Source organism: Pedobacter sandarakinus (assembly GCF_026240095.1).
GTDB classification, from domain to species: domain Bacteria; phylum Bacteroidota; class Bacteroidia; order Sphingobacteriales; family Sphingobacteriaceae; genus Pedobacter; species Pedobacter sandarakinus.
Genome location: NZ_JAPIVG010000006.1, coordinates 37,356 through 59,001, shown reverse-complemented (window position 1 = coordinate 59,001; position 21,646 = coordinate 37,356). Strand labels below are relative to the sequence as shown.

General features: G+C 37.9%; 20 protein-coding genes and 2 tRNA genes. 13 read left to right on the top strand and 9 right to left on the bottom strand.

Features of this window, described 5'->3' with window-relative positions:
* Positions 1-3 precede the first annotated feature (3 nt).
* The 5 genes from OQ268_RS15720 to OQ268_RS15700 all read right to left on the bottom strand — a co-directional run bounded on the left by OQ268_RS15720 (position 4) and on the right by OQ268_RS15700 (position 7,341).
* The gene (locus OQ268_RS15720) at positions 4-807 is read right to left on the bottom strand and encodes a hypothetical protein (protein ID WP_265857478.1); all 804 of its coding nucleotides are present in this window, start codon (positions 805-807) and stop codon (positions 4-6) included.
* Positions 808-956: 149 nt separating this feature from the next.
* Complete coding sequence (locus OQ268_RS15715; RefSeq protein ID WP_265857477.1) at positions 957-4,151, bottom strand: efflux RND transporter permease subunit; 3,195 nt, start codon at positions 4,149-4,151, stop codon at positions 957-959.
* Between the two features lie 84 nt (positions 4,152-4,235).
* Complete coding sequence (locus OQ268_RS15710) at positions 4,236-5,303, bottom strand: efflux RND transporter periplasmic adaptor subunit (RefSeq protein ID WP_265857475.1); 1,068 nt, start codon at positions 5,301-5,303, stop codon at positions 4,236-4,238.
* A 2-nt stretch (positions 5,304-5,305) separates the two neighbouring features.
* Positions 5,306-6,646, bottom strand: a complete 1,341-nt coding sequence (locus OQ268_RS15705; RefSeq protein WP_265857473.1) for a TolC family protein — start codon at positions 6,644-6,646, stop codon at positions 5,306-5,308.
* 89 nt (positions 6,647-6,735) lie between these two features.
* Positions 6,736-7,341, bottom strand: a complete 606-nt coding sequence (locus tag OQ268_RS15700; protein WP_265857470.1) for a TetR/AcrR family transcriptional regulator — start codon at positions 7,339-7,341, stop codon at positions 6,736-6,738.
* A gap of 169 nt (positions 7,342-7,510) precedes the next feature.
* Here OQ268_RS15700 and OQ268_RS17890 point away from each other — a divergent pair, with 169 nt between their 5' ends.
* The 4 genes from OQ268_RS17890 to OQ268_RS15680 all read left to right on the top strand — a co-directional run bounded on the left by OQ268_RS17890 (position 7,511) and on the right by OQ268_RS15680 (position 10,189).
* Positions 7,511-7,954 carry a sterol desaturase family protein gene (locus OQ268_RS17890; RefSeq protein WP_265857468.1) on the top strand — a complete coding sequence of 148 codons (444 nt, stop codon included), beginning with the start codon at positions 7,511-7,513 and terminating at the stop codon, positions 7,952-7,954.
* A 72-nt stretch (positions 7,955-8,026) separates the two neighbouring features.
* Positions 8,027-8,473 carry a hypothetical protein gene (locus OQ268_RS15690; RefSeq protein WP_265857467.1) on the top strand — a complete coding sequence of 149 codons (447 nt, stop codon included), beginning with the start codon at positions 8,027-8,029 and terminating at the stop codon, positions 8,471-8,473.
* A gap of 40 nt (positions 8,474-8,513) precedes the next feature.
* The gene (gene murB, locus OQ268_RS15685; RefSeq protein ID WP_265857465.1) at positions 8,514-9,530 is read left to right on the top strand and encodes a UDP-N-acetylmuramate dehydrogenase; all 1,017 of its coding nucleotides are present in this window, start codon (positions 8,514-8,516) and stop codon (positions 9,528-9,530) included.
* Positions 9,531-9,658: 128 nt separating this feature from the next.
* A complete protein-coding gene (locus OQ268_RS15680) occupies positions 9,659-10,189 on the top strand; it encodes an RNA polymerase sigma factor (protein WP_265857463.1) in 531 nt (176 codons plus the stop codon).
* A gap of 444 nt (positions 10,190-10,633) precedes the next feature.
* On the opposite strand, the gene OQ268_RS15675 is transcribed toward OQ268_RS15680, so the two are convergent.
* The gene (locus OQ268_RS15675) at positions 10,634-12,115 is read right to left on the bottom strand and encodes a phytoene desaturase family protein (protein ID WP_265857462.1); all 1,482 of its coding nucleotides are present in this window, start codon (positions 12,113-12,115) and stop codon (positions 10,634-10,636) included.
* Between the two features lie 113 nt (positions 12,116-12,228).
* On the opposite strand from OQ268_RS15675, the gene OQ268_RS15670 reads away from it, so the two are divergent.
* The 3 genes from OQ268_RS15670 to OQ268_RS15660 all read left to right on the top strand — a co-directional run bounded on the left by OQ268_RS15670 (position 12,229) and on the right by OQ268_RS15660 (position 13,875).
* Positions 12,229-12,759 (top strand): hypothetical protein, encoded by a 531-nt coding sequence (locus tag OQ268_RS15670; RefSeq protein WP_265857460.1) that lies wholly within the window; start codon positions 12,229-12,231, stop codon positions 12,757-12,759.
* Positions 12,760-13,455 (top strand): lycopene cyclase domain-containing protein, encoded by a 696-nt coding sequence (locus OQ268_RS15665; RefSeq protein ID WP_265857458.1) that lies wholly within the window; start codon positions 12,760-12,762, stop codon positions 13,453-13,455. It begins immediately after the preceding gene.
* A gap of 186 nt (positions 13,456-13,641) precedes the next feature.
* Positions 13,642-13,875 carry a cytochrome b5 domain-containing protein gene (locus OQ268_RS15660; RefSeq protein ID WP_265857456.1) on the top strand — a complete coding sequence of 78 codons (234 nt, stop codon included), beginning with the start codon at positions 13,642-13,644 and terminating at the stop codon, positions 13,873-13,875.
* A gap of 64 nt (positions 13,876-13,939) precedes the next feature.
* Here OQ268_RS15660 and OQ268_RS15655 read toward each other — a convergent pair whose 3' ends face one another.
* Positions 13,940-14,860, bottom strand: coding sequence for a PfkB family carbohydrate kinase (locus OQ268_RS15655; RefSeq protein WP_265857453.1), 921 nt, complete (start codon positions 14,858-14,860; stop codon positions 13,940-13,942).
* Positions 14,861-15,004: 144 nt separating this feature from the next.
* On the opposite strand from OQ268_RS15655, the gene OQ268_RS15650 reads away from it, so the two are divergent.
* The 3 genes from OQ268_RS15650 (at position 15,005) to OQ268_RS17990 (ending at position 15,407) form a co-directional block, all read left to right on the top strand.
* Positions 15,005-15,078 (top strand) — tRNA-Asn (locus OQ268_RS15650).
* Between the two features lie 83 nt (positions 15,079-15,161).
* Positions 15,162-15,235, top strand: a tRNA-Asn gene (locus OQ268_RS15645).
* Positions 15,236-15,284: 49 nt separating this feature from the next.
* A complete protein-coding gene (locus tag OQ268_RS17990; RefSeq protein WP_407674014.1) occupies positions 15,285-15,407 on the top strand; it encodes a GIY-YIG nuclease family protein in 123 nt (40 codons plus the stop codon).
* Positions 15,408-15,443: 36 nt separating this feature from the next.
* On the opposite strand, the gene OQ268_RS15640 is transcribed toward OQ268_RS17990, so the two are convergent.
* Both OQ268_RS15640 and OQ268_RS15635 read right to left on the bottom strand, forming a co-directional pair.
* Positions 15,444-16,556, bottom strand: coding sequence for a lactonase family protein (locus OQ268_RS15640; protein WP_265857451.1), 1,113 nt, complete (start codon positions 16,554-16,556; stop codon positions 15,444-15,446).
* A gap of 109 nt (positions 16,557-16,665) precedes the next feature.
* Entirely contained in the window at positions 16,666-18,225 is a 1,560-nt protein-coding gene (locus OQ268_RS15635) for a pseudouridine synthase (protein ID WP_265857450.1), read from the bottom strand.
* Positions 18,226-18,489: 264 nt separating this feature from the next.
* On the opposite strand from OQ268_RS15635, the gene OQ268_RS15630 reads away from it, so the two are divergent.
* The 3 genes from OQ268_RS15630 (at position 18,490) to OQ268_RS15620 (ending at position 21,591) form a co-directional block, all read left to right on the top strand.
* Positions 18,490-19,272, top strand: coding sequence for a lytic transglycosylase domain-containing protein (locus OQ268_RS15630; RefSeq protein ID WP_265857449.1), 783 nt, complete (start codon positions 18,490-18,492; stop codon positions 19,270-19,272).
* 165 nt (positions 19,273-19,437) lie between these two features.
* A complete protein-coding gene (locus OQ268_RS15625) occupies positions 19,438-20,481 on the top strand; it encodes a ferredoxin--NADP reductase (RefSeq protein WP_265857447.1) in 1,044 nt (347 codons plus the stop codon).
* 150 nt (positions 20,482-20,631) lie between these two features.
* Positions 20,632-21,591 carry a hypothetical protein gene (locus OQ268_RS15620; protein WP_265857445.1) on the top strand — a complete coding sequence of 320 codons (960 nt, stop codon included), beginning with the start codon at positions 20,632-20,634 and terminating at the stop codon, positions 21,589-21,591.
* Positions 21,592-21,646 lie beyond the last annotated feature (55 nt).

Here is a 21,646-nt window from a genome sequence, read left to right as displayed (position 1 = left end):
GCGCTATTCGTTCCTGATCAGGCTATGTTCTTTTAGTATTGCTACTGCAATTTCTATCAATCTTAAATTAACATCTTGGTGGCCATGCTGAACTTCGACATTAATATACGGGATATTTTGCTGCATAGCATATACCGATAGCGAACCATCATTCTCCACAAATTTCGATTGCAAAATCACGTTTACGTTGGCTTTTTTAAAACTATTAAATAGTCTCTGTTCAGTAACATAAATTAGATCATCATTATCCATATTAAAATTAATATGTACCGAGTCTGCAGTACTTGCCAAATCATAACCAGGTAGATAGGAAGATATGCCAAAACCACCGTCTGCATTATTATGTAAGGTTAGGAAATAGCCTGTTTCTGTTGGATTGTAAAAATTGACAATTTGTTTGCCTGCCGATAAAATAAGCTTCTCTACCTCGTTTGAGCTATATGGCGATCTTTTAAGGCGAGTGGCTACGCCAGTTTCGGTATAAATTGCGTTTGGATCTATGCGATAGGGATCGTCCATATGACTAAATACGTAATCTCTTACGCCGCCATACTGACTATCAATGATTTCTCCACCACTCCATCGAATGTAATCGAAAGCGGCTTTAACCCCAGTATCTTCATTATCATGTACAACCAAAAACTTCACACCATTGGGTTTATAACTATATTTTACCAAGCTAATGTCTAGGTTAGCAATTTTAATAAATGAGGAATCGGAAGTCATTGCCGGGAATACCGGCGGATGCTGGGCTATGGCAAAGATAGAAATGCTCACAAATAAGAGCGTTAACGCAGTTTTAAACATAACCCCTAATATACAATGTTGTGTAATATTTGTTTGTTATTGTTGTCGTCATACTGAATTTGTTGCAGGATCTAAGAGTCTAATACTGACCTGAAAAAAAAAGCCCCGATGTGTATCGAGGCTAATTAATAATTCAAAAAAATCTGATATTAATGTTGTTGATCTAAATCGTATTCTAAAACATCTTTATGATCATAGGGTTCAACCATTAGCTCATCAATGGTTTTTCCCTTTTTATTAAAGCCTAATTTTTCTAACATCATATCGAAAATGAGGTACACAACTGGTACCACGATTAAAGTTAAGAATAGCGAACTTGTTAAACCACCAACAATTACCCAAGCCAAACCATTTTTCCATTCTGCACCTGCACCGCTGGCCAATGCAATAGGAAGCATCCCGAAAATCATGGCAATGGTGGTCATTAGAATAGGACGTAAACGAGCGTGGTTGGCTAAAATTAAAGCTTCTATAGTGGATTTACCTTCGGCCTTCATGTGGTTTGTAAAATCGACCAATATAATCGCATTCTTTGCTACTAAACCCATTAGCATAATAAAACCTAATATGGTAAAGATACCGATTGAGTTGTTTGTTAATGCTAATGCAAGGAATGCACCTATCAAAGCCAGCGGCAATGAAAACATCACAACGAATGGATATACAAAACTATCGTATAAAGCAACCATAATTAAATAAACCAAAATTAGAGCCGCGAGTAAAGCAATCCCCAAAGTACCGAAACCTTCAGCCTGGTTTTCTTCATCTCCACCCCAGGTATAACTAACACCAACCGGGGCTTTTAACTTACCATTGTCTTGCAACTCCTTTAATTTGGCTTTAAAATCAGCAACAATTGTTCCTGTTGGCCTACCAATAGATTGTGCCTGAACAGATACTGAAGTTGATTTATTAAAGCGTTCTAACTGACTTGGCCCCGAACCTTCCGTAATGTCTGCGAATTGCGATAACTTGATTTGTGCACCTTTATCATTAATAAAAATGAGGTTCCGTACATCATCAACATCCTTTCTGTTGAAGTCTTGATATTGAATATTGATATCATATTCGTATTCCCCTTTTCTATACTTACCATCGGTATTTCCCGCAAATGCTGTTTGCATTGTGGAACCTACTGTGGCAAGTGTTAAGCCAACTGCCGACATTTTATCTCGATCTACCTGAACATTAATTTCAGGCGTTCCTTTCTCTACCGAAAGTTTAATCTCAGTCGCTCCTGGAACAGTTGCTAAAAGATTCCTTGCACCTTCTGCATACTTTAACGCACTATCTAGGTTAGAACCCATTATCACCATGCTAATTGGAGCGTTCTCTGCAATACCCAAAATACTAATAGGCACAGTTTTAACTTTTGCCCCAACCAGTTCTTTTGCCAGCGCCCGGCTCATTTTTGTTGCAAAAATATCTGAAGAAACGCCTTGGCGCTTTTTACGATCTACCAGTTTAACGTTGATCTCCGATTTATATGCAGTGGCCTGCGTACCTCCAAAGTCACCACTTGCCTGACCAACAGTTGTAATTAGTTGAGTAATTTCTGGCTGTTTATCTAAGAAAGCTTCGGCTTTTTGAGTATAGAAATTGGTTTTTTCTAATGGTGCATCTTTTGGTAATTCAATTTGAACCAGGAATTCTCCCTTATCAGATTTTGGAAAAAATTCAGATCCGATAAAACCAGCGCCGGCAAGCCACATAGCCGCAACAAATAGAACTACAACGGCAGCAATTGTACGCCTTTTATGGTTTAATGACCATGTTAAAACACTTGTAATCCAAATTGTGAATTTTTTAAGCTGCTTTTCGAACCATAAAATAAAACGACCAAAAATATTTTTGCCTTCAATGTGTTCTAACTTTCCAAACCTGGAGAAAAGTAAAGGAACAATTGTGAATGAAGCAACCAATGATAGTAAAGTTGCTATAATTACAACCACACAAAATTGCCTTAAAATATTCGATACTAAACCAGAACTGATAGCAATAGGGAAGAACACCACAACAATTACCATCGTAATCGATACAACAGTAAAACCAATTTCCCTGGTCGCATCAGAGGCTGCCCTAACTTTGTTTTTACCCATTTCCATGTGTCGCTGAATATTTTCCAATACCACAATAGCATCATCTACCAGGATACCTACCACGAGCGATAGACCTAATAAAGACATCAGGTTTAGGGTATAGCCAAAAAGATTAATGCCAATGAAGGTTGCAATTAGCGAAGCTGGAATTGAAACCATTACAATTAAGGCGTTACGTAAACTGTGAAGAAAGAAAAGCATTACGAATGCTACCAATACAACTGCGAGAATTAAATCGTGTATAACGGCATCGGCAGATTCTAACGTAAATATTGAACTGTCGTTAACAATTGCAATGTTCAGTTTCTCTCCCTCATACTCTTTCTTAAGCTTATCGATAATTGCATGCACACCCTCACTTACTTTTACCGCGTTGGCATCACTTTGTTTAATAATTTGAATAGCGATAGATGATTGGCGATTAATTCGGGCAAGTTTTTCTGTTTCTTTCTTCGAATCCTGTATATCAGCTACATCGCCTAAACGAATTTGCGCACCAGTTTTTGAGGTGGTTATTACTAAATTTCTTAATTCATCAATACTTCTGTATTTACCAGATAGACGAATTAAAACATCCTGATTTTGCGTTTTAACACTTCCGGTAGGGAAATCCAAATTAGAGCTTAAAATCATTTGTTGTACCTGGGGTACGGAAAGATTGTAGCCCTGCAATTTAGCAGCGTCTAAAGAAACCTGGATCTCACGTTCAGAGCCACCAACCAAGTTTACCTGGGCAATACCACTTACCCGTGAAATTACTGGCGCAATTCTTTGATCAATCAAGTCGTAAAAGCTTACATCATCCATGTTTGCGGAGGCCGTCATGGTAATTACCGGCAAATCATCTAAAGAGAATTTAGATAATGATGGTGCTTTCACATCATCGGGAAGATCTGCAAGAATAGCATTTACCTTACGTTGCGCATCATTTAAGGAAATATCAATGTTTGCTGCATCGGTTAATGTAATAGTAACTACAGATAAACTCTCATAAGATACTGCATTTAGTTTCTTTATATTTTCCATCGAAGAAACGGCATCTTCAACTTTCTTAGTTACCGTGTTTTCAACTTCTGCTGGCGACGCACCCGGATAGATGGTTGCGATAGATACTACGTTGTTGGAGAATTTTGGAAGTAATTCGTAACCCAACGAAAAGTAACTTAATAGCCCTAACAAAGTAAGTGCGGTAAATACCACGATTACCAGTGAAGGCCTTTTTATAGATATGTCTGTTATCTTCATCTTAATATTTTATTGCGAATGAACTGTTATGCGTCCACTACAGCTCAGTCAATTCACCTGTTATGGAGCTGCCTCAAGCCAAACTTATTTAACAATGCTTACTGGTGTACCATCAGCAAGGTTAATCTGGCCACTGGTAATTACCGTTTCGCCTTCTTTCAAACCGTCTAGAATTTCAACATTATCTCCCAAAATTCTGCCGCTAACTACATTTCGCACCTTCGAGGTGTTATTTGCTTTATCGAGCACAAAAACCTGGTTACTGCTTACACTACCTACAAATGAGGTACGTGGGATGAGAATGCTTGGTGCTTGTTTAGGGAAATTGAAAACGGCAGTGCCATACATACCAGCTTTTAAATTGCTTTTGCTGTTGTTGTCAACTTCAATTTCAATAGGGAAATTTAGGGTTGCATCTGCTTTGGCAGCGATAAAGGTTACTTTTCCAGAAAATTTCTCATCTGGAAAAACATTAGACTTGATGTCGATATTGTCGCCTATTTTTAAACTTGCTACCTGCGATTCGTTAACATTAACTTTAAGCTTTAATTTAGATACATCTACTAACTCGAAAAGTTGCGTTCCTTGCGCTGTTACAAAAGCACCTACTTCAATGTATCGCTTATTTACAATGCCATTAATAGGCGATTTAATATTTGCATCGCTAAGCCTGCGTTGCGAAGCCTGTAAGCGCAGTTTAGCATTTCTGGTAGCCAACTTAGCCTGGTCTAACTGTTGCTGGGTTACACCACCTGTTTCAAATGAGCTTTGGTATCTGGCTTCATCACGCTTAGCATTTTCGTAAGTGGCTTGCGCAGTTTCTCTGTCGGTATTTATAATTTCGGCATCTATACGAGCCAATACCTGGCCTTTGCTTACGCGAGCGCCTTCATCTACATAGATTGCAGTTACACGACCAGCATTTTCTGATAAAAAGTTTAACTCCTGTTTCGGAATAAAGTTACCATTAGCCACGAAATCTATATCCACAACCTTTTTCTCTACATTAGCTACACGAACTGCAACGGCACCGCCACCCTTAGCAATGAAAGCAGTTTTCTCTTCGTTTTTCTTTTTATTCTTGTTTAACACATAGGCTATTGCACCTAAGGCAACAACAACTACGATAATGATTGTAATTACTCTTTTCATTTCTATTGTACTAGCGATTTAATATTTCCGTTTGATTTTATTAATTGTATTTCGGCTATCTTATAATTTAATAAGGCCTGTGTATAACTGTTTTGTGCTGCGGTTAACGAGTTTTCCGTTTCAAGTAAATCTGTTAAAGATGCTAAACCGTTATTGTAGTTGTTCTGAGTACTTTTATAAATCTCCTGTGCTAAATCGGCGTTCTTACGCTGAGATTTAATCGTATTCAAATTGTTCCGAAGCTGAATTTTTGCATTCTCGTAAGCTAAGTTTAAGGAGTTTGTAGCTTCGCGTCTATCTTCCTGCGCTTTCTTAATGGTTATATCCTGCTGGCGGATTTTAGAACGTGTTAAAAATCCGTTAAATATTGGCACCCTTAGGGTTAAACCTATTGCAGATGAGCCAAACCCAATAGAAGAAGCGTTTGAGCTTAAGAAATCGAAACTGTTACTTTGGCTAGAGTAGGTATAATTACCCGATAGAGAAAGCGTCGGGTAATATTCGGCCACAATAGATTTACGCTGTAACGACAGCAACTTATCTTGATTATCTAGCAATTTCACTTCTGTTCTATTAGCCAAGTCGATAGAATCTGTAAACAATGGAAGTTGTTTAACCTCTGTTAATTCTGTCGTTGGTAAAGTAATTGGCGTAGCCACAGGCATACCCATTGCAAATTTCAATTGGTTTTCTAACTGGATGATGGCATTAACTACCTGTTCTCTTTGCGTAGTTAGGTTGGTAAGATTAACATTAATCCGGTCAACATCAATTTTTCTCGCAAGGCCATTCTTAAACTGATTTGAAATTACTTTCTCTACAATATTCACGTTTTTGATATTCGTATCAATGACATTTAATTGTTGTCTGTTTACCAAAACCTGATAGTAGTTGTTTGCAACCAGTTCGATAATTTGTTCTTCTGTTAATTGTGAAGTTAAATTATAATATTCTTCACTAGATCTTGCAGCTTGTAAGCCGGTAAAAACTTGTTGGTTAAATATTTGTTGCGAAAGTTGGAGCCCGGCATTTGAATTCCATTTCTGCCCAAATTTGAGTGTTTGCAACTGTCCGCCAAAATCGACAACCTGTTGGCCGATAATGGGATTGTATGTTAGGCCAGCAACACCACTTAGTTGTGGTAGAGCTTGTGCCCTAACTTCTTCTACCTTATACCTTCCGCCTTCAATATCCAGTTTCGCTTTACGAACCCGGGCATTGTTTTGGAGTGCATAGGTTAATGCATCCTTTAAGGTAACTTGCTGCTGTGCAGCTACCAGTTCAGGTAAAGTCATGCCTATAATTAGGATGAGCATTAGTTTTACCATTTTTACTCTAAGCATAATATATTGTTTTTTGTTTTTGGGTTCTTCTTAGTTTTTGAGTCCCAGGTGGGATCAATTTTTTTGTTTTATACTATTTTAACCTGCCATTAGCATTTAAGGCCCTTGCTAAAAATTAGTGAAAGATCTTTCTGTTTCTGTGTCATTACGGTTACGGCTTTTTTGTCAGGAAGGAGATCTTTGCCAAGCTTCATGATACACATATTTGTGAGGCCCATTAAACTTTCCAAGTACAACTCGGCTACGTGCGCCATGTTTTCGTGCTTAATCTCTCCCTTAATCATGGCTTTCTCAAACACTTTTGCAAAAAAATCTTTCTCCGAATCTTTTAGAGCGGCAAGTTTCTGTTTTGTAACATCGTCATTAAAAATATCAGGCAGTCCTTCAGAAATCCTCAACATAAAATATTTCATAAAAAAGGTATTCCGGATCTCAATGCTTTGAAACAAAATGTTTTCTAGTGGATCATCAGGACTATATTTCTTCTTTAATGCATCAAAATAATCGGTAAACACTTTTTCAATCACACCAACTATCAAACTTCGCTTATCTGGGAAATAGTAATAAAGCGATGGTTTCGACACCGATAAATCATCAGCAATATCGTTCATGGTAGTTTTACCAATTCCAAAATGGCTGAAACGTTTTATAGCACCCTCAATAATTTGTTCCCGCTTCTTATCAGCTACAATCATTTTACTTTTCTACTTTCTGACCTTTTTAATATTTTAGTCAAAAATAAAGGTTAAATTTCAAATGTTAATCAACTGATTAATAAAAACATTACATCGTTACATTTTTGTGACAGAAGAAATCCTTTTCCCTTGGTTTACTATATGTTATCATCGTTAAATTTGTTTACCTATGCTGCTACTTGCCCATATCGGAACTATTCTTTGCACCATCGTTATCATGGAATGTTTATCATGGTGCATTCACAAATACCTTTTTCATGGCCCGCTGTGGTTTTTGCATAAAACCCATCACCAGCCGTCGCATGCATTTTTAGAGTGGAATGATCTATTCGCGTTACTTTTTGCAGCCCTATCTTTATGGTTAATGTATATAGATCGTACAGGTTTTGGCTACCGTTTTTTTATTGGTGTAGGAATTAGTTGCTATGGGCTTATCTATTTCGTCATCCACGATTGGTTTGTGCATCGGCGATTCAAGACATTTAAAAGCAACAACAGCTACCTGCAGGCAATTAGGAAAGCACATAAAATTCATCATAAAAATCTAGGCAAAGAGAAAAGCAAAGCTTTTGGTTTACTCTTTGTAAGAAAGAATCTATTAAAAAAGGTTTAGCACTTTTAGGATCGTAATCATCAAAGATTAAACCATAGACATCATTTATAATATTTTAAGCCGTACATTTTTATGAAGAATTTATCTAAGCTATTAGTCCTGGTTACCGCCCTATGTATATTAGGTTGTACAAAGAAAACAGATAAGGAGCGAGCAATTGCACTTGTAAACACTAAATACAAAGATGTAGATCAGAAATTTAATTTCGATGAGGCGAAGTTTGATAGTCTTTACAACATCTCGCCCAAAGCGTATGCAGATAGTTTAAAAAAAGGGGAAGAGCTAGATACCACATTGGCAGTTTTGGAAAGTCAAATTGAGCATCTAGATCAGGAGGAATCAGACAGTGTAGGTTTAATAAGCGCAGCTTTAACCAAGCAGCGCTATCGGTTGTTAGCGTTAGCTAAAACAAAACCAAAATTTATTGGTTGGAAGCTCTCTCATATTAAAACCAGTAGATCTTCTTCAGAACAACTTAGTTTTAATTTCGATAAGGAAATTACCAAAATTGTTCCTTAACTAAATTTTCTCTTACTTTTGCCGAGCAAACCAAACCATTATGCTTCACATTCAAGAGAACATTTCTTTAAAGCCTTACAATTCATTCGCTGTTAATGCAAAGGCCAAATATTTTGTAGAAATAGCATCAGAAATGGATTTGAAAGCATTGTTTCAAGATCCAATTAGTAAGGCGGCGAACCTACTGGTTATAGGAGGAGGCAGCAACGTGCTATTTACCAAAGATTACGACGGTCTTGTTATTAAAATCAGCATTCAAGGAATTACATCAGCAATAAATGGAGATGTAATCGAAGTTACAGCAGGAGCAGGAGTTGTTTGGAACGATTTAGTTAATTATTGTGTAGAACATGGTTATGCGGGTGTAGAAAATTTAAGTTTGATTCCTGGAACGGTAGGCGCCTCGCCCATCCAAAATATTGGCGCTTACGGCGTAGAGCTTAAAGACGTATTTACAAGTTGTACTGCATTTGAAATTGCAACCAGCGAAATTCGGACGTTTACTTTTGCCGATTGTCATTTCGGCTATCGGGAGAGCGTCTTCAAAGGTGCTTTAAAAGGAAAATACATTATCACATCTGTAACTTTTCATTTAAGCTCCCAGCCAAAAATTAACATTTCTTATGGGGCAATTGAAGCAGAATTGCAAAAGCGAGAGATCGTAGCACCCACAATTGCCGATGTGTCTGCCGCTGTTTCTGCTATCAGGGTAGGCAAGTTGCCAGATCCATCTACTATTGGTAATGCAGGCAGTTTTTTCAAAAACCCCGTTATCGAGAAACATGAATTTGCCGATATTGTTGCCCAGCATCCTGATGTGGTTCATTACCCAACGGCAGATGGTAGCATAAAACTCGCTGCCGGTTGGCTAATAGAGCAATGTGGTTGGAAAGGCAAGGTGATAGGGCAAACGGGCACCTGGAAAAACCAGGCACTTGTTTTGGTAAACCATGGCAATGCAACTGGCTCGGAGATATATAATTTTTCCGAACAAATTATAGACAGTGTGAAGTCTACTTTTGGAGTCACTCTGGAACGCGAAGTAAATATTCTGTGACGAAATCTTGCCTTAAGTTACCTCAATAGTTTTAGTGGCGTGCCAAGTTTTTTTGGTATCAAGTTTGTTAAAGTTTGTGCGAAATGAACATCAATTCATTTCAATAAATCTACCTAAAGCTAAATATCATGACAAAATTTGAATTCAACCATCTGGTTAACCATCACGCTGTCTCTCTTAGATCATATGCTTTGAACTTCACTAAAGATGCCGAAGATGCCAATGATCTTGTTCAAGATACCATGCTTAAAGCCATAACTTACTATAATAAGTTTAAAGAAGGCACCAATTTAAAAGGCTGGTTGTTTACCATCATGAAAAATACTTTCATAAACAACTACCGTCGCTTGGTTAAAACAAATACACTAATTACACAGAGCGAAGATATTTCATCAGCAAATCTTTCATACAGTGCCACAAAAAATCAGGCAGAAAGTAAGTTTGTGTTGGGCGATATCGATAAAGCACTTGCGCAATTACCCGAAGAATATTACGTGCCATTTATTCGCTATTTCGAAGGTTACAAATACCACGAAATTGCAGATATGTTGCAGATTCCAATTGGAACAGTTAAAACCAGAATTCACGTTGCAAGAGGAATTCTGAAAAAATACCTTAAAACATATTCTAAAGAAATTGCCCTATCAGAAGTGGCATAAGGCACATCTATCAGAAAGCAAGTCTCAACTTCGGTTGAGGCTTTTTTTTGTCTTTTTTTGAAGCGCAAAGCTTGCATTTCATTTTAACGGATAGTCCCGCTATCACTCCAAGTCCTCGCCCATAGAAAAAATGGGCTCCGGGCTTTCCACTCTATCGGGGCTATAAAGTCTTTTCCCTGCAGGCAAAATCCAAAAATAATACGATAACATGGTACAGTAAAACGAATGCTAGTGTCGAAAGTCTATAAAAGCAAAAGGCCCGGAAAATATCCAGGCCTTATTGCTTATCATATATTTGGTTAGTTGATTCTTATTTTTGCTTTCAACAGTAATCCTTCGCTATCATTTCGAAACCAAAGCAAACCTCAAACAATATTGCGTTTTAGAGGTTATTTGCAGTGTTTTTGTTTTGTGGATATAAAGATAAGGGAAATTTTAAATTTGTCAAGCTTTTTTAAACTTTTTTATTATTTCTTTTGCAGCCACTTGCCCAGATATGATGGCTGGTGGCACTCCAGGCCCCGGAACAGTCAATTGACCAGTGTATAACATGTTTGTTACTTTGCTTTTCATCTTCGGCTTTAAAATAGCGGTTTGTTTTAATGTGTTTGCTAAACCATAAGCATTGCCTTTAAAAGCATGGTAATCTGATACAAAGTCATTCATGGCATAGCTTCTTTTAAAAATTACAGCATCGCTAATATCGTTGCCTGTTAAATTTTTAAAGCGCTGCACCAATAACTTAAAGTATGCTTCTCTTTGGCTTTCGCCATCTGCCAGTCCTGGCGCAACCGGCACCAGGAAAAAGAGATTTTCGCATCCCGCTGGTGCAACGTATTCATCAGTAACCGATGGGCAGCAGGCATAAAATAAGGGTTTACTCGGCCATTTCGCATCGGTATAAATTTCATCTGCATGGGCATCAAAATCCTCATCGAAGAAAAGATTATGATGAAGTATGTTCGTGAGTTTTTTATTAAGTCCGATGTAGAATAATAGGCAAGAGGGCGCCATGGTTCTGCTATCCCAATATTTTTCATCGTAATTACGGTAGGGCTTTTCTAACAAATGTTGATCTATGTGGTGGTAGTCTGCATTGCCCACTATAAAATCGGTTTCAAAAATACCATTTGAAGTAACTAAAGCTTTTGCAATGCTATCTTTAACCTCAATTTTCTTTACTTCGGTATCGAAGATAAACCTTACACCCTGTTCAGCGGCAATTTTTTGCATAGCAGCAACAATGCTGTGCATACCGCCAATTGGATACCAGGTGCCTAAAATTAAGTCTGCATAATTCATTAAACTGTATAATGCAGGTGTATTTTGAGGGGTTGCACCTAAAAACAATACCGGGAATTCGAGTAACTTGCGTAGTTTCTCGTTTTTAAATAATTTGTGTACATGGTTTCGCATGTTGCCAAGCAGCTGTAGTTTTATCCCACTAACTGCCAATCGCGGATCGAAATATTCCATTACACTGTGCGACGGTTTGAACACATATTCATTCATACCTACATCGTACTTATATTTAGCTTGCTTTAAAAATGAATCCAGGTTACTGCTGCATCCTGGCTCCAACTGCTCAAATAACTGATAGAGCGCTTCTTCTGTTGCAGGAATATCAAGCTTATCATTTTTACCAAAATAAATTCGGTAGGACGGATCTAGTCGAACGAGCTCGTAAAAATCTGAAGTGGTTTTACCAAAAAGTTGGTAATAGTTTTCGAAAACATCGGGCATCCAATACCAGCTTGGGCCCATATCGAAAATGAACCCGTCTTTTTTCCAGATTCTTGCCCTTCCGCCGGCCATTTCATTCTTCTCAATAACAGTTACGCTGTAACCTTCCTTAGCCAATAAAGCAGCAGCAGACAGACCTGCGAATCCTGCACCTATAACCGTTATTTTCGGTTTTTTATCCATAATGTAAATAAAAGAAATTTACCTGATTTTGATGTCGTATTTGCCTATAATAAGAGAAACATAACATCGATATAACAATTCTGGATAGCTTTTTGCTACCTTTATCCCAACACATGGTGAAATTCAAAATATTTTTAGCGCTATTTTTTCTCGGAATTACGTTTGCCCATGCGCAACTATCTAACAAAGAAATTGCCATACTTAAAGTTGATTTAGTGAGGGCTGTAGAAGATTCAAAGCTTACCGATTCCATGTATGAAAACTTACTCAAACTAAACAATAAAACCGCTTTGGTAATGGGATACATGGGTACATTAGAGGCACTAAAGGCTAAACATGCATGGAACCCATATAACAAAATAAAGTATGTTAAGTTAGCACTAAAAACCATGCAAAAGGCCATAGATATGGATAGAGAAAATTTGGAAATTCGGTTTATGCGATTTTCCATCGAGCATTTTACTCCAGGTTTTTTAGGATTTAGTAAAGATTTAACTGTGGATAGAAAGGAAATTATTAAGCACTACCGAAACGAGAACTTTGGTGTAGCAGACACTGAGCTTATCAAAAATGTAGCGAAGTTTATGATTGAAAGTAAACGCTGTACCCCAGATGAAGTAAAAATTTTAAAGAGATACATTTAAATGAACTACACTTATCTACTCATTAATATTGCAGTAATTTTTTTTCCTTTGGTGCTGTCTTTTGATAAAAAAGTGCATTTTTTTAGCAAGTGGCGTTTTGTACTACCGGCCATTTTTATAACCGGTTTGGTTTTTTTGGTGTGGGACATGTTGTTTACCAAGCTTAATGTTTGGTCTTTTAATGCAGATTATATTGTTGGTATTAACTTTTTTGGCTTGCCACTAGAGGAGATATTGTTTTTTCTCACCGTTCCCTATGCTTGCATTTTTATATACGAATGCCTTAACGTTTATTTTCCGAAAAATACCCTCCAGCAATACAGTTTATCGCTCAGCAACTTATTTTTGGGCTTGTGTGTAGCCATGTTGTTTTTCGGTTACAACAGGTGGTATACACTAATTAATTTTGGTTTTTTACTTCTTGTGCTGGCTTATGTAGAATACATAAACGCTAAATATCGTTTTATGTATCGTTTCTACCGGGCCTATCTGGTAGCCCTGATTCCATTTTATATTGTAAATGGTTTTTTAACTGCAATCCCTGTGGTAATGTACAACAATAAAGAGAATTTAGCTTTTAGGGTGGGTACCATTCCGTTCGAAGATCATTTCTATTTGATGGCTTTGTTGCTAATGAATATTTATTTGTACGAATGGTTTAAAGATAGGGCTAACAAAAAGGTGCTAGCTGGATAATTTTGCTGATGAGCCGATGGATTTTAGGGGCCTTACGCCAACAAATACACTTCTGCTTTGGCCATCTAGCCCCGATTGTAGCGTTACCCTGCAACGAGGAGGCACGACGAGTGAAGCGTAAAAGCGAAAAGCGGGAGCTACCAGTTGTATAGCGCATGGGTGTTGCGCTTCTAATGATGATTTAAAATGGATTTACCTGTTTATACGAAACAACAACTCGCCTTAAGAAACGGACAAGATAGGCCGCAAATTTGGGTGGCGTATAAGGGATTGATTTACGACATGACCGAGAGCCGTTTGTGGCGGAATGGCAAACATTACGAACACTGGGCAGGACAGGATTTAACGGATGAATTGCCAGATGCGCCGCATACAGATGCGGTGTTTGAGAAGTTTATACCGATTGGAAAAGTAACTTGAAATAAAAGCCACAACAGGCAAAATTGTAAAATTTAGCTTGTTGTGGCTTTGCGGTAGCTATAATTTAAGCCTCGATTGTAAATGCGCTTAGGCTTACAAACTCTTGTATGCGGGCGGCAACTTCTTGTTCGGTTAGGTTTAATAAACGCTCTGTACCAAACTTTTCTACGCAGAAAGATGCAAGGGCAGAGCCATAAATGATTGCGTTTTTCATGTTATTGAAGTTGATAGTGCCAACTTTTGCTAAATAACCGATAAATCCACCTGCAAAAGTATCGCCAGCGCCAGTGGGATCGAACACTTCTGCTAAAGGTAAAGCTGGTGCAGAAAAAATCTGATCCTGGTGAAATAAGAGTGCACCATGTTCGCCTTTCTTGATAATAAGGTACTGCGGGCCCATGGTTAGGATTTTCTTTGCAGCCTTAACTAAAGAGTATTCGCCAGAAAGTTGACGAGCTTCTGAATCGTTTATGGTTAATACGTCTACCATCTTAATGGTTTCCAGTAGGTCGTCCATCATGATATCCATCCAAAAGTTCATGGTATCCATTACAATTAGCTTTGGGCGTTTTTTTAAGCGCTTGATCACTGTTTGTTGTACTTGCGGCGTTAAATTGCCCAGCATCAAATATTCGCAATCTTGGTAGCTGTCTGGAATAATAGGATCGAAGTTTTCTAATACGTTTAATTCTGTAATTAAGGTGTCGCGGCTATTCATATCGTTATGGTACTTACCCGACCAAAAAAACGATTTCTCTCCTGCTTTAATTTGCAAGCCTTCGGTATCTATGCCATGTTCGGCAAAGGTGTTAATGTCGGCTTTTTGGAAATCATCGCCAACTACGGCAACAATTTTTGCCTTATTGTAGAAGTACGATGCTGCTAAGCTGGCGTATGTAGCTGCGCCTCCAACAATTTTATCTGTTTTCCCGAATGGAGTTTCAATAGCATCGAAAGCCACAGTACCTATGATTATCAGACTCATATATTTTATTTTGAATTTTTTTAAAAATTTTTCACTGCAAATATTGCATAAATAATTTAAAAGCCCTAATATTGCATTCCCAAAACGAACAAAGGTTTACAAGCTTAAATGCTGATAAAACCTCGTTTTCGGAAGTGCCAGCATTCCTTCTTAGCTCAGCTGGTTAGAGCATCTGACTGTTAATCAGAGGGTCGCTGGTTCGAGCCCAGCAGAAGGAGCAAAAAGTCCTCACATTTATGTGGGGATTTTTTATGAAATTTGCCAAAGGATTTTGGTGACAAATATTAACCAGGATAAAAATTCCTTCTTAGCTCAGCTGGTTAGAGCATCTGACTGTTAATCAGAGGGTCGCTGGTTCGAGCCCAGCAGAAGGAGCGAATACAATAATAAGCCTTACCATGCCTGGTGAGGCTTTCTTATTTAAATGATGTTTATGTATTACTTATACATTCTACATTCTTCGACTGCTGATAAATATTACGTTGGTTATACTAGCGATTATTTACGTAGGCTTGATATGCCCCAAAAGATGCACTTAATTCTGTAAATTACTCACTTTATAAGGGAGAATATTGGCGTCAAGCTATTTATCAAATACTAAGCAAACCGGAGCCCCGACTTCAATTCTTTTTCCGCTATCTGTAAGTTTACCTGTGGTAAGATTTCTTTTGAAGATTACAATTTCATTCGTGTATTGGTGGCCAACGAGCAAAAACTTGCCAGAGGGGTCAAAGGTAAAGTTTCTTGGTCCCTTACCCATTGAGCTTATCGTTTCTACTGGTTCTAACTTTCCATTGGCAAGAATAGAAAATACAGAAATGGTATTGGCATCGCCACGATTGGTTTCGTAAAGAAATTTTCCATCTGCAGATACATGGATGTCAGCAGCATCTATTTTACCATCAAAATCTTTTGAAGCCGTACCAATCTCATCTATTTTGGTTAAAGTGCCATTGTTGTAAGAAAACACTGAAATAAGACCGTTAAATTCATGAACAAGGTAAGCAAACTTTCCATTCGGACTAAAAGTGATGTGTCTTGGCCCCGTTCCAACATTCATTTTAACTACTTGCTTTTCTGTTAGGGTTTTCTCGCCGCCGTTATAATTATAGTTGTAAACGTAAATTTTGTCCTCACCCAGATCATTAACTACCATATGTTTGCGATCTGGGGTAAATTTGGCCATATGCACATGTGCCGATGCTTGCCTGCCCTTGGGGTCGATACTTTTTCCAATGTGCTGAATTACTTGAATAGACTCCGTTAACGAACCATCAGGCTTCCGTTTAAACACAGCCAAGCTGCCACCAGAATAATTTGCTACAATAACATTGTAGGCATCTGCAGTAATATAACAAGGATCAGCACCCTTGCTATCTACTTTGTTTAAAAAAATTAAGTCCGCGGTTTTTGCATCGTAGCTGTATGCACTTACTGTACTGCCCTTACCTGTTTCATTAACCGTATAAACATATTTTCCATCAGGTGAAATGGCCAGGTAGCTTGGGTTTTTAGGGCCCTTTGTCAGGCTCTTCAATACCGTTTCCCCGTTCGTGGTGTCAAAATTATAACTATAAATTCCTTCACTTTTGCCTGGCGCTGTATAGGTGCCTACCAACAAATTAAAATTCGTTTTTTGAGCAAATGCGAATGAGGTAATTAATGACATAAATAGTATTGCAACGTGTTTTTTCATATTGATGATGTTCCTATAACAAATATGGGAAAAAATGTTTGTGCAGACTTAAATTTAATTTTCAATTAAGATTGCATAAAAAAAGGCAATCGATAGATTGCCTTGATGTTTATTTTATCAAATGTTTAATTTGGATCAATTCATGATCTTCAAGATAACGCCATCTACCTCGAGGTAAATCTTTCTTAGTTAAGTTACCATAAACCACTCGATCTAGTTTTTCTACGCTATAGCCTAAGTGTTCGAAAATACGGCGTACAATTCTGTTTTTTCCGCTGTGGATTTGAATTCCAACTTCTTTTTTCGTTCCCCCGGCTACGTAAGAAATGTTATCGGGTTTAATCAAACCATCTTCCAGCTCTAACCCGAATGCAATTTTATTTAAATCTCCCTGTGTTAAGGCTTTATCAAGTTCTACATTGTATATCTTTGTGATGCCGTTCTTTGGATGCGATAATTTATCTGCTAAGTCTCCATCATTAGTCATCAGCAATAAGCCCGTAGTATTGCGATCTAAACGACCAACCGGGTAAATGCGTTCGCGGCTTGCCTTGTCTACTAACTGCATTACCGTACGGCGCTCCTGTGGGTCATCTGTTGTAGTGATGTAATCCTTAGGTTTATTGAGCAGCACATACACCTTTTTTTCGCGTTTAAGCAATTCGCCGTTATAGCGAACCAAATCTTTTGCAGGATCTACCTTGTGTCCGAGTTCTGTTACGGCCTCACCATTTACAGTCACTACACCTGCTGCAATTAACTCATCTGCTTTTCTACGCGAGCAAATGCCAGCGTTTGAAATATATCTATTAAGGCGTATTAGCCCTTTATCTTCATTGGTTTTTCTAACCGGAGCAATTACGGTACGTTCTGGGCGATTAAATTCCGTGTCTCTTGGTTTAGCTTCCTCACGTTTTCTAAACGGGCGAGTATCACCTTCTTTCGGCTCTCTTGGCTTTACATCTCTGGAACTTCCTGCACTTGGTTTAAATCCATCAAATTTTCCTTTTGACTTAAAATCTTTATAACCACCCTCTCTCGGTTTAGCGTCTCTATCTCCAGATCTTGGTTTAAAATCTTTCGAATCTCCATCCTTATATCTGAAATCTCTGTCTCCTGTTCTAGGCTTGTAGTCTCTTGATCCACCTTCTCTGGGCTTAAAATCTCTGTCACCTGTTTTAGGTTTGTAATCTCTTGAACCACCTTCTCTAGATTTAAAATCTCTATCTCCTGTTCTGGGTTTGTAATCTCTTGATCCACCTTCTCTAGGTTTAAAATCTCTGTCTCCTGTTCTAGGCTTATAATCTCTTGAACCACCTTCTCTAGATTTGTAACCACGGTCTTCTGATCTTGCACCTGAATCGTTCGATTTAAACTCACGATCGCCGAATTTAAAGCTTTGTGGCTCGCTATCGTTTGATTTAAAGTTGCGGCCTCCGGCTTTAGGTTTAAACTCTCTCTTTTCGCCGAATGATTTTGATTTGAAATCTTTGTTTTCTGAACTTCTAGGTCTGAAGTTGTCTTTTGAATCGGATGATTTTTTGAATTTACTATCTCTGTCGTCTGACTTTCTTCTGTCAGACCCGGCATCATTACTCCTGCCTTCTGTTCTCCGGTTGCCCGATTTGGACTTGTCATCCCGACTGTTCCTGTTGTTTTTATTTATCATGATACGCTTTTAATCGCATTAAAAATGCGGGCTGCAAATTTATGAAAAATTGCTGAAGAATGCAATTGCGATAGCGCTAAAATATAAGGCAAAAAATAGCCTCCAAGATAAAGAATTTATAAAGAAAATCCAAATTTAAAATCCACGTTTAAAGGCGTTTAAACCCCGATTTCCATAGATAAATCTGTAACTATTTGATAGTGTGGGTATTATTTTATACCTTTGCCACGTTTTTAAATAAGTTTCACCAAAAAAAGGAGGAAGATGATAAAGAAACACATCGTACCATTTTCAGTAGTGGCAACACTATTTATCTTGGCAAAAGTGTTCACTTACCAAATGCCCTTAGCACAAACCATTCTTCCAAAAGAAGAAAAATTAAACACTACAACAACAATAGTTGATAGCTCAAAAGTAAAAGTGGTAGAGAAACCACAATCTTTAATAGCTCAACTAGATTTCGCGGATGAGACCTTGCCACTTGGCGATAAGAAGGTAGAAAGAAAAATGAAAAAAATTCTTGCCGCACACACTTTCAGGCACATGCAAACTAACGTTCTGCATCAAAAAGCTGCAAAATGGTTTCCTGTAATAGAACCCATTCTGGCAGCGTACGGAATCCCAAACGATTTTAAGTATTTAGCATTAGTTGAATCTGGAACGGCTAGTGGAGTTTCAGCAAAGGGAGCGGCAGGGATTTGGCAATTTATGCCCGGCACCGCCCGCAATTACGGCTTAAAAGTTAATGGTAAAGTTGATGAGCGATATAATTTGCGCAAATCTACCATAGCTGCTTGTAAATACATTAAGGAAATGTACAAGGGTCTAGAAAGCTGGACGCTGGTTGCTGCAGCTTACAATGTTGGGGATGATCGTTTGCGCAAGCAAATTAATAATCAAAATCAAGACAATTATTATAAAATGAAATTGAACCGTGAAACCGGTGGTTACGTTTATAAAGTGATCTCGATGAAACAGATTATGGAACATCCTAAACGTTACGGATACAAAAAACAACGTGTGTTATTGGCCTATAACGGCGAATAATATAATTAAAATTAAAAACAGCGCATTTGGTAAGGCGTCTTAGCGTTAAGTTAAGACGCTTTTTTTGTTTTCCTGGCAATGATTCCCCATTTTCTTATTAGCGTTTAACCAGTCAACAAGCGGTTATGAAATGATTTTCTCGACTCAAATTCTTTTATTTGCAAAATGTACAGTTTTCGTATAAGCAAAATCATTGGTCAGCCAGGAGATAATTTAACTTTCGAGTTTGAAACGCCTTCTGATGGTTATCCGACTTATCTCGCCGGGCAATTTGTTTCATTGGTATTTCAAGGTAAAAACAAGGAAGTAAGGCGTTCCTATTCTTTCAACAGTTCTCCTGATGTAGACGAACCACTTGCCATTACAGTAAAACGGGTCGAGAATGGTGAAATATCCAGGTTTCTACACCATAAAACAGCTGTTGGCGACGTGCTTTTTGCACAAGAGCCTCAAGGGTTATTTAGCTATATGCCGGAAAAAAGTGTTGAACGAGATTTATTTCTCTTTGCCGCAGGCGTAGGCATAACCCCCTTATTTTCAATTTTAAAAACTGCCTTGGTTCGGGAGGATAATTCTATAGTTACTTTAGTTTATAGTAATAAAACCCAACAGGATACCTTGTTTTATAATGAACTCTTGGACTGGCAAGAAAGATATCCCGATAGGTTAAAAATAGTTTGGATTTTTAGCAATAGCAAAAATTTGTTAACTGCAAGGTTAAATAAATTTTACATTGAACAATTGATTAAACAGCACTTAATTTTTAATAAAGACAGTGCCTTATTCTACGCCTGCGGACCTGTAATATACATGGATTTATGTAGAATTACCTTGCTCGGATTAGGTTTTGATATTAAACAGATCAAAAGGGAAACTTTCGTGCTGCCAGAGGACGAAGTAGATGAAGATGATAGTTCTGAAAAGATAGTTGATAAAAATACTTATTCGGTAGTTTTAAATTTTAAAGGCGAAAGCTATTTGTTAGATGTACCTTGGCCGAAGAGAATCTTAGATGTAGCACTCGAACATAAAATTAAATTGCCTTATAGCTGCCGGGGCGGTGTATGTAGCACATGTGTCGCAACATGCACAAAAGGTGGTGTTCGGATGGAGTATAACGAAGTTTTAACAGATAATGAGATTGAAAAGGGTAGGGTTTTAGTTTGTACAGGTCACCCAACCGAGAACGGAACGACTATAGAATGGTAACGATGGTCTTGCTACTTTGATTATGATGCTTGTGGCAATAGGTCTCCTAAGAGGTATATATCAAGTTATTGATGAGGAGAGGCTTTTTCTATGTGGTAAAAGTTATTATTAATAATAAAACCAACTGCCACTTGGCAACGTTAATGTGCTATGATCAAATCTTTTCTAACGCTGGTGTTTATTTTCATTTACACCTACTCATTCTCGCAGGATTCGCTCGTTGTAGAGAGGGAATTGGCGAACAAAGCATATGTTAGTCTCTACAAAGAAAACGCCGATTTTTCTTACACCTCGCCTTTAGGCGAAATTGGTGCACCTTCCAAGTACGTTATCAATGGTAGGCTCACCACTACTTATATGTTATTAGGAAGTTACAAATCGCCTGTTGCATTTGCCATTATACCAGATTTTACTGTTCGTGTGCGCAACGAGCAATCTGCAGGTGTACGTACACCAAGTTACCGTTTGGGTTTCTCAACCTTCGCTCGCTTAAATCGCGACCCTGAAAATTATCGGTATGCAGAACTGGCTTTTACCCATCATTCTAACGGGCAGGACCAGAATGCGTTTAATGCTGATGGTTCAGTAAATACATTGACGGGCAATTTTAATGCAAATTACCTTACAGCTTCTTACCGCTTCGGGTACTTGCTGCAATCTGCCAATCGTGAAGCTTTTTATACCACCAATCATCGGGTCGGCCTGCAGTGGCATAAATTTTTTAGGTACGAGCCTGCTCTGGATTTAGGTTTTGGCTTTACCCGATTATTGTATAATTTTTCCTTGCGCAAGTACAACCAGATCGAAAGAAATGCAAAAAATTTAGCTAAAGTTAAAACTGATAAGGAAAGCTGGCGTTTAAATACAGAGGTGTCTTATGCAGTTAATGAAATTCCATCAAAAAATTTGGCAAATTTTAAAAAGCGCTTAAATGCCGAGATTAACTTTAATTACAGTTTGCCATTTATGAATAATGTTTTCTTGATGGCCGCAGCGGGTTATTATGGGGAAGATAATTACAACATTTATTTTCAAGACCATTATGGCTATTTGCGTTTTGGATTTTCATCGGGTTTCATTAGAAATAGAAGCCGTAATTATGACAATTAATCCTTAATACAGTTCTAGTTAAGCTTTCTTTTTGATAAAATTTTTAGCATTTTTG

Bases quoted from the DNA above. Each gene is read 5' to 3' on its own strand.
- OQ268_RS15720 (WP_265857478.1), bottom strand. From the start codon at position 807: ATGTTTAAAACTGCGTTAACGCTCTTATTTGTGAGCATTTCTATCTTT.
- OQ268_RS15715 (WP_265857477.1), bottom strand. From the start codon at position 4,151: ATGAAGATAACAGACATATCTATAAAAAGGCCTTCACTGGTAATCGTG.
- OQ268_RS15710 (WP_265857475.1), bottom strand. From the start codon at position 5,303: ATGAAAAGAGTAATTACAATCATTATCGTAGTTGTTGTTGCCTTAGGT.
- OQ268_RS15705 (WP_265857473.1), bottom strand. From the start codon at position 6,646: ATGCTTAGAGTAAAAATGGTAAAACTAATGCTCATCCTAATTATAGGC.
- OQ268_RS15700 (WP_265857470.1), bottom strand. From the start codon at position 7,341: ATGATTGTAGCTGATAAGAAGCGGGAACAAATTATTGAGGGTGCTATA.
- OQ268_RS17890 (WP_265857468.1), top strand. From the start codon at position 7,511: ATGCTGCTACTTGCCCATATCGGAACTATTCTTTGCACCATCGTTATC.
- OQ268_RS15690 (WP_265857467.1), top strand. From the start codon at position 8,027: ATGAAGAATTTATCTAAGCTATTAGTCCTGGTTACCGCCCTATGTATA.
- murB (WP_265857465.1), top strand. From the start codon at position 8,514: ATGCTTCACATTCAAGAGAACATTTCTTTAAAGCCTTACAATTCATTC.
- OQ268_RS15680 (WP_265857463.1), top strand. From the start codon at position 9,659: ATGACAAAATTTGAATTCAACCATCTGGTTAACCATCACGCTGTCTCT.
- OQ268_RS15675 (WP_265857462.1), bottom strand. From the start codon at position 12,115: ATGGATAAAAAACCGAAAATAACGGTTATAGGTGCAGGATTCGCAGGT.
- OQ268_RS15670 (WP_265857460.1), top strand. From the start codon at position 12,229: ATGGTGAAATTCAAAATATTTTTAGCGCTATTTTTTCTCGGAATTACG.
- OQ268_RS15665 (WP_265857458.1), top strand. From the start codon at position 12,760: ATGAACTACACTTATCTACTCATTAATATTGCAGTAATTTTTTTTCCT.
- OQ268_RS15660 (WP_265857456.1), top strand. From the start codon at position 13,642: ATGGATTTACCTGTTTATACGAAACAACAACTCGCCTTAAGAAACGGA.
- OQ268_RS15655 (WP_265857453.1), bottom strand. From the start codon at position 14,860: ATGAGTCTGATAATCATAGGTACTGTGGCTTTCGATGCTATTGAAACT.
- OQ268_RS17990 (WP_407674014.1), top strand. From the start codon at position 15,285: ATGATGTTTATGTATTACTTATACATTCTACATTCTTCGACTGCTGAT.
- OQ268_RS15640 (WP_265857451.1), bottom strand. From the start codon at position 16,556: ATGAAAAAACACGTTGCAATACTATTTATGTCATTAATTACCTCATTC.
- OQ268_RS15635 (WP_265857450.1), bottom strand. From the start codon at position 18,225: ATGATAAATAAAAACAACAGGAACAGTCGGGATGACAAGTCCAAATCG.
- OQ268_RS15630 (WP_265857449.1), top strand. From the start codon at position 18,490: ATGATAAAGAAACACATCGTACCATTTTCAGTAGTGGCAACACTATTT.
- OQ268_RS15625 (WP_265857447.1), top strand. From the start codon at position 19,438: ATGTACAGTTTTCGTATAAGCAAAATCATTGGTCAGCCAGGAGATAAT.
- OQ268_RS15620 (WP_265857445.1), top strand. From the start codon at position 20,632: ATGATCAAATCTTTTCTAACGCTGGTGTTTATTTTCATTTACACCTAC.